Source organism: Rahnella selenatireducens, assembly GCF_046449555.1.
GTDB classification, from domain to species: domain Bacteria; phylum Pseudomonadota; class Gammaproteobacteria; order Enterobacterales; family Enterobacteriaceae; genus Rahnella; species Rahnella selenatireducens.
This window is the reverse complement of sequence record NZ_JBKEZJ010000055.1, coordinates 1-468: the sequence shown is the minus strand read 5'-3', so window position 1 is coordinate 468 and position 468 is coordinate 1. Positions and strand designations below refer to the sequence as shown.

The window sequence follows — 468 nt, the reverse complement described above, 5'->3', positions numbered from 1 at the left end:
ACAGACAGAATCACCACTCAGTACTTCTACGGAGAGTGATGTTCAGCTGTAAACTTTCAATTTTCAGCTTGTTCCAGATTGTTAAAGAGCAAAATACTTCGCAGCATACTGTTTCCAATACGCTCTGAAGTATTATTTAAAGGCTGTACGGTAATGGTGGAGCTAAGCGGGATCGAACCGCTGACCTCCTGCGTGCAAGGCAGGCGCTCTCCCAGCTGAGCTATAGCCCCATACAGTCACTTACAGATACCTTAATTACTCATCAGTCAGATGAGTCAGCCAATTACTTTCTCATCAAGGCGGAGTCATGCGAAGTTTGCTTGTGCAAACGAGACATGGCGACAACGAAGAGGAGGAAGGAATTGGTAGGCCTGAGTGGACTTGAACCACCGACCTCACCCTTATCAGGGGTGCGCTCTAACCACCTGAGCTACAAGCCTATTAAGGTATTTCTGCTCGTTACTTTCT

The 468-nt window shown here is 46.8% G+C and carries 2 tRNA genes; both read right to left on the bottom strand.

From position 1 onward, the window contains the following. Nucleotides 1-154 precede the first annotated feature (154 nt). Nucleotides 155-230, bottom strand: a tRNA-Ala gene (locus ACLBVC_RS24795). Nucleotides 231-363: 133 nt separating this feature from the next. Next, nucleotides 364-440: transfer RNA gene (locus ACLBVC_RS24790), tRNA-Ile, on the bottom strand. Nucleotides 441-468: the final 28 nt, after the last annotated feature.